Annotated in this window: 4 protein-coding genes and 1 pseudogene; 1 reads left to right on the top strand and 4 read right to left on the bottom strand. The window is 64.6% G+C overall.

Features of this window, described 5'->3' with window-relative positions:
- Positions 1-271: pseudogene (locus QM712_RS23565) on the top strand (isocitrate lyase); the annotation flags it as partial.
- 145 nt (positions 272-416) lie between these two features.
- Here QM712_RS23565 and QM712_RS23560 read toward each other — a convergent pair.
- From QM712_RS23560 to QM712_RS23545, 4 genes are all read right to left on the bottom strand, one after another.
- Positions 417-1,463 (bottom strand): ABC transporter substrate-binding protein, encoded by a 1,047-nt coding sequence (locus QM712_RS23560; protein WP_415025542.1) that lies wholly within the window; start codon positions 1,461-1,463, stop codon positions 417-419.
- Positions 1,460-3,559, bottom strand: a complete 2,100-nt coding sequence (locus tag QM712_RS23555) for a cache domain-containing protein (protein WP_415025541.1) — start codon at positions 3,557-3,559, stop codon at positions 1,460-1,462. Before QM712_RS23555 ends, QM712_RS23560 begins: the two co-directional genes overlap by 4 nt.
- Positions 3,560-3,580: 21 nt before the next feature.
- Positions 3,581-4,606, bottom strand: coding sequence for a transporter (locus tag QM712_RS23550; protein WP_415025540.1), 1,026 nt, complete (start codon positions 4,604-4,606; stop codon positions 3,581-3,583).
- Positions 4,607-4,761: 155 nt separating this feature from the next.
- Positions 4,762-6,225 (bottom strand): DUF1254 domain-containing protein, encoded by a 1,464-nt coding sequence (locus QM712_RS23545; RefSeq protein WP_415025539.1) that lies wholly within the window; start codon positions 6,223-6,225, stop codon positions 4,762-4,764.
- Positions 6,226-6,247: the final 22 nt, after the last annotated feature.

Genomic DNA, 6,247 nt, shown 5'->3' with positions numbered 1-6,247 from the left:
CGCCGGCATCTTCCACCACCTGATCACGCTGCCGACCTATCACACGGCCGCGCTCTCGACCGACAACCTGGCGCGAGAGTATTTCGGCGAGCAGGGCATGCTCGGCTACGTGAAGAACGTCCAGCGCGCCGAGATCCGTCAGGGCATCGCCTGCGTGAAGCATCAGAACATGGCGGGCTCCGACATCGGCGACGATCACAAGGAATACTTCGCCGGTGAGGCTGCCCTGAAGGCGGGCGGTACCCACAACACGATGAACCAGTTCGGCTAAGCAAAATCCAAGACAACAAGCCCAAGGAAGCGGTCTGGAATCCCTCGGGATTCCAGACCGGTCCTGGACATCCCGCCTGCGGGCCCCGGCCCGATCCCGACGGCGCAACCAGTTACGGGCGCGCCTGCCCAACTTGCCTGCTCGGCTAGATCGTCGCCAGATAGAGGCTTGGGTCGAAATACTCCGTCGCCGGCTTCGCACCGGTCGTCCCGGCCTCGGCAATGAAAAAATCGCTGGCCTGCTGCAGCCATTTCGTCACCGAGCCATCGGCATAGAGCCGCTTCCACTCGCGCGAGGAAAACATCTTCTGCGCCTTGAGCGCCTCCGCGATGTCGGCAACCGTCGCCTGCGGATAGTGGTTCTTCTGCAGGGCCTCAGTGACCAGCCTGACATTGCGGATCATGTAGTCATTGGCGTCCGCCCAACCGCGAATGACCTGCGCGAACACATCCCGCTTGGTATTGAAATGGTTCTGGCGGGCGACCCAGCCGCCGACCACGGCCGACTGCGGGTAGAAGGCCGACGCGTCCACCAGCTTGATCGCCGTCGGCACCTTCTCGCGTACCGGGATATTGAAGGGCACCCAGAGCGCAACGGCGGGCACGTCACCTGCGATGAATGCATTGACCGCCTGGGACATGTTGCTGTTCACGATCTCCACATCCGCGGGGACGAGCCCGTTGGCGCGGAGCGCCCGATCGAGAAAGATGTGAGCCGTGGTCCTGATTGCTGTCGCGATGCGCCGGCCGCGCAGATCGGCGAACGTCTTCACGCCCTTGTCGGGCCGTACCCAGAGCTGGGCGGTCGCGATCTCGACGTCGTTGACCAGGAATGCGGTATAGCCGCCGAGAGGCAGGAAGCTTGAAATCACGGCGCCGGCCGAGAGAACATCAAGCTGTCCCCGCACCATCGCCTGGACCGCCTCGAGGCCGGTGTCGAACGCGACCAGGTCGAAATCAATCCCATGCCGCGCGAACGAGCCACGGTCGATGCCGGTGAGGATCTGACCATCGACGGCGACCGTGTGGAGATAACCGAGCCGCAACCTGCTCCGCTCCTGCGCGATCGCGGGAATGGCAGGCGCGGACGCCGCGAAGACAAGGCTGCCGGCCGCTTGCAGCAGCCGGCGCCGGTCGACGATCATACGGCGCGGGCGCGCAGGCGTCTTTGTGTCGACGTGCCGGCAGCTCACGCTGCCACTCCCGGCGCACCGGCATCGCGCAACCGTTCGGCATGATATCGCGCGACTCCGTCCTGGGGATAGTCCGCCAGGAAATCGGCGATCCGGAGCAGAGCCGTCGCCTGCGCATCGCGGCGGATGGATGCATAAACGGCGTCCCATTTTTCGCAGAGCGACACATCGGATGTCGCGCGTTCGCCGACGAGTTCGTAGATCGTCACGGCCTCGGCGAACCCTTTCGGCTTGATCTCGTCGACGCTGCGAAACGCGAAGCGCGGCTCGGCGCGAGCCTTGACCGCGGCGCTCACCAGAACCTGCGTGCCGTAGTTCTTGTTGAGGCCTTCCAGCCGCGAGGCCAGGTTGATGGTCGCGCCGAGGGCCGTGTAGTTCATGCGCTCGGCGGAACCGACATTGCCGACCACGGCGTCTCCCACGTGCAGCCCGAACCGCGTCGTGTAGGCGGGCCACCCCTGGCTGTGGAACGCGCTGTTCAGGCCCGCGACGCGGCGCTGGCACTCGAGCACGGCTTCGCAGGCGTGGAGGACGTGATCCGGATCGTCGGCCGGCGCATTCCAGAGCGCCATCACGGCATCCCCGATGAACTTGTCGATGGTGCCGTCGTGGCTCATGATCGCCTCCGACATCTCGGCGAAGTAGCGCGAGGTGAAGATCATGACCTGCGTGGGGTCGGCCTTCTCCGTCTTCGCCGTGAAATCGGCCACGTCGGTGAACAGGACCGAGACCTCGCGCCGCGTGCCTCCGAGCTGCAGGGACGCCCCGGATTCGATCAGCTGGCGCACGATCGGCCGCGGGATGAAGCTCGCGAAGTTGCGCACCACTGTGCGCATCGTGAAGACCGAGCGCCCGAGCTCGTCGATCTCGCCGATTGCCGATCGGACCGGCGGACGATCGGCAAGCTCGAAGCTCTGGATCTCGTCGGTCTGCCGCGCCAGATCGCGCAAGGACTCCGCCAGCAGCGAACCGATCCAGAATGCAAAGGGCAGCATGGCCAGCACGAAGCCGAGCGCCAGGGCAAACAGCGCACGGCGCTCCGAGATGATCTTGGCAAAGAATTCATCGAGCGGCGCGATCACCGCCAGCCGGATATTGGCGCTGCCCGTGGTTTCGATGCGATGGAAGGCGGCCACGAGCGTTCGCCCGTCCTGGTCGGCGAAGAATTGTTGCGCGGCGCCGTGCTTGCGCCAGGCATCGATCGCCGCGGACAATCCGGTCAGCCCGATCGCCGCGACCTTCGGCAACTCCTCGCCGCGCCCCGGCATCGCCTCCATCAGGCGATGCATGCGGGGATGTCCGACGATCCGGTCGTCGTCGTTGAAGAGAAACGCGACGCCGGACTGACCGAGCCCCTGCTTGTCGAGCAGCTCCTCCAGCCGGTTGAGCAGAAGGTCGGCCGCGACCACACCGCGGCGTCCCTCCTTCAGCGGCATGCGCAACGTGTAGCCGGGCTCGCCGGTCGCATAGAAGACGTAGGGTCCCGTGAGGAACGTCTTGTCATCCTTGAAGGCGTCGACGTACCAGGGCCGCCGGCGCGGATCATAGTCCGTAGGTCCCGCCGCTTCAGCGACCTGGATCAGGTTCTCCGACAGGAACAGCGTGACAGGTGCGACCGCGGCAGCGCCGGTGCGGGAGATCACGACGACCCGGTAGACGACGTCGTCGTCCACCTTCAGGCTCGCCCGAAACCTGGGATTGGCCCGGTCGATCACGTCCATTTCCAGGAACGAGCCGTCCTCGTAACCGACATAGAGGCTGAAGAGCTGCGGATTGTTGTGCAGCATCGATGCCATCAGGCCGTACAGCCGCGCATTGTCGGCTATGTCCGCTTCCTGGATCGACGGCATGCCCGCCAGCAGTTCGAGCGCATCGCGCACGTTCTTGAACTGGGAGTCGATCCGGTCGGCGCCGAGCTGCGCCACCTTCTCGATGAAGGTGCTCGCCGCCGTCCGGGTGATCACGGATACGCGCTGAAAGCTGAGATAGACCAGCGTCAGCCCGACGATCAGCACCGCGGCGACGAACACCGTGATGATCGAGGTGCGGAAACCGATACGGACCGGCCTCCGGCTGGTCGCGCGCGTATCGCTCATCGCAGCATTCGCCCGCCTCCCTCAGTATTTCCGCACGATCGGTTTCGACGACGCGGTCTCCGGCATCGCCGGCGAGAGCTGGAATGTCACCCAGGCCGTCCATCCCTCGGGCCGGTTCTCGGCGGCGAAATCCTTGTAGCCTCTCAGGTTGAGATAGCCCTGATAGCCCTGGGCCACCGGAAACAGGAAGCCGATCTGAGGCCCGATACCGGCGACACGTCCCTTGAAATCACCCAGCGTGGCGCCGGCTCCGCTGTCGCCGGTGAGCTGCTGGAAGTAGTAACCGGCCAGTCCGACATGCACGTTCTTGGCGATGAACTGCGACAATCCCCAATCGAGATGAAAGTCGATGCCGTTCTGATACTGAAGATCGCTGTTCTTGCCGTTGTAGGTGACGCCGGCGAGGACGGAAAACTCGTGTCCGGATTTCGGATCGAGATAGGTGTAGGCGCCGCCGACATCGACCGCGACGAAGCCAAAACTGAGATTGGCAAGCCGCGTGCTGTCATAAGTCCCGCTCGGGATGTTCCCCATGATGTAGAACATCTCGTTGTGCACGCCTTGATTCCACTTCAGGGTGCCCTGATAGAGGACGTCCGAAACCGTCGTGCGATTGTCCGATGCGGTGCCCGAGATCGTGTTGCCTCTCGGCCCGGTCAACGTCGCGTCTACGCCGACACCAACATTTCCGGGCGCGGCAAGCACGGTCAGGGCGGCCTGTGCTCCGAGAACCGACTGAGCCCAGGTGTAGGTGACGCCCTCGACGAGAACGTCCGCATGCGCATTGATGCCGGCAACGACCGATCCGGGTATGCCGTTGCTGGTGACGAAATTCTTCCCCGCACCCGCACTCTGCTGCAGATGAATGTAGATCGTCTCATAGGCCCAACCCGGCACGGCCGGCGCGGCGGACAGGCTCGCGAATGCGCCGGGCAGCCAGAAGCTTATTCCGCCGGAATCAGCCAGCGCAGGACGTGGCACTGCCGACAGGGCCAATGCACAGATCGCTCCGAACGCAACCGGCTTGCAACGATTGATGGTTTTCATGCTCGTCTCCCCACGCTTCGCAGATTGGTATCCGATCTCGACATGCTTGCATTCCGTTCGCCCCCAACCGGACGTTCGAACCCTCGATGGTCACCCCTCCCCTGGCCGATCCGTATCGGCACAGGAGCGATCGTTCGATTGTTGCGCGACGCTCCTCACTTCGATCCGCTCCCGGTCGTCGTCGCATTCACCTCGGTGAAGTCACCGGGCTTCCAGCTCCGGTCGAAGGCGGACTCCTCCGGCCCGTAGATGCGGATATAGGCGAACCAACCCTTGCCAGGCTGCGTCTTGATCCAGTGCGCTTCGTGACCGGCGGGCGCGTCGGGACCGAAATAGAGCGTGGCCGGAGCCGAGCCCTTGATGTCCTTCAGCTCGAACATCGAACGCAGCGCGCCTCTGTCCTGGTCGGTCTGGACCTGCGAGCGCGTGGCGGTGTCGTAGACGGTCACGGACCAGAACAGCTTGCCCGGCACCGGCTGCGGCATGCTCAGCGTGTAGTTCCTGCCGCCGTCGAGAAACGCACCGGCATTGTCGCGCACGCTCATCCAGTAGAGCGACCCGGCGCCGGCCGTGCGGCGGAACATGGCTGGGGACGTGACGATGGCTTGCGCGAACCAGCGATCGCGCGCCTCCAGGTCCATCCCGGCCGGCGTCTCGAATTGGGCACTGCCGGGCGTGAGGCCGACCCACTCCCACCTGCGATCCGGCCAGTTGACGCGATCCGGGCGCGCACTGTCGAAGGCGGACACCAGCATCTGGTCCCGTCCCGCCTTGGCCGCGCGCGTGAGAATGTCCGTCATGCGTGCGTCCGGGGCGAACGGCTTGCCCTTCTCGATTCCGAGTTCGGACAGCAGGCCATACATCGGCAGGAAGGACGAAACGATCGGTTCCTCGTCCACGATGCGCTTCAGCACCTGCCAGAACTGGATATTGTCCTCCCAGCGCAGGGATGAGCTGTCGAGCTTCTCCTTCGTCGTATCGACGACCACGAGGTCGGCGTTGCTGCCGAGCGGATGGATCTTCAGGGCACGCAACGCGTCCATCGCCTTGTCGACGTCGCCGCCGACCGGCAGCGCCCGGACTGCCAGCAGGTTCTTGTACGATTTCGAGCGCGCGACGTGATAGCCGGCAGGCACCTCGCCCCTGTAGTCCGGTCCGAGCACGAGATGCTTGCCGCCCTTGCCGGCATCGGGACCGGGCAACCCCATATCGAGCACCCATCCCTGGTCGTGGTCGTTGACGAGCCCGATATACGGTCCGGGCGGCACTTCGATCACCACCGGGTTCTTGCTCACGTCGATCACGGCGGAGCCGTAGGGCGTGTCGGAATTCAGCGTGAACCCGATCTGGCGTGGCCCTGCGGCGGCGATGCCCATCTTCTCGCCGTCCTTGATGCCGGCTTCGCGGTTACCGTTGAAGATGCCCTCGACCGATACGGTCGGATACCAGAAGCGATAGGCCGTGATCGCGCGCTCGAAGTCCGCATCGTCGCGTGCCCTCCTGGTCGTGTCGGCCGTCGGGTAGCCGCGTTCGAACGCGTAAGGCGTCGGCGTCTGCGCGGACGCAGGCATTGCGCCGGCGATTGCCAGCGCGGCGGCGGTCAAGAGACGGGCTTTCATCGCACAACTCTCCGTTGTCATC

This window comes from Bradyrhizobium sp. (genome assembly GCF_047605465.1).
Taxonomy (GTDB): domain Bacteria; phylum Pseudomonadota; class Alphaproteobacteria; order Rhizobiales; family Xanthobacteraceae; genus Bradyrhizobium.
Note: the sequence above shows the minus strand (reverse complement) of the source record. Positions and strands in the feature narration are given on the sequence as shown.

Excerpts from the sequence above, each read along its gene's own strand:
- QM712_RS23555 (WP_415025541.1), bottom strand. The coding sequence starts at position 3,559 with ATGAGCGATACGCGCGCGACCAGCCGGAGGCCGGTCCGTATCGGTTTC.
- QM712_RS23550 (WP_415025540.1), bottom strand. The coding sequence starts at position 4,606 with ATGAAAACCATCAATCGTTGCAAGCCGGTTGCGTTCGGAGCGATCTGT.
- QM712_RS23545 (WP_415025539.1), bottom strand. The coding sequence starts at position 6,225 with ATGAAAGCCCGTCTCTTGACCGCCGCCGCGCTGGCAATCGCCGGCGCA.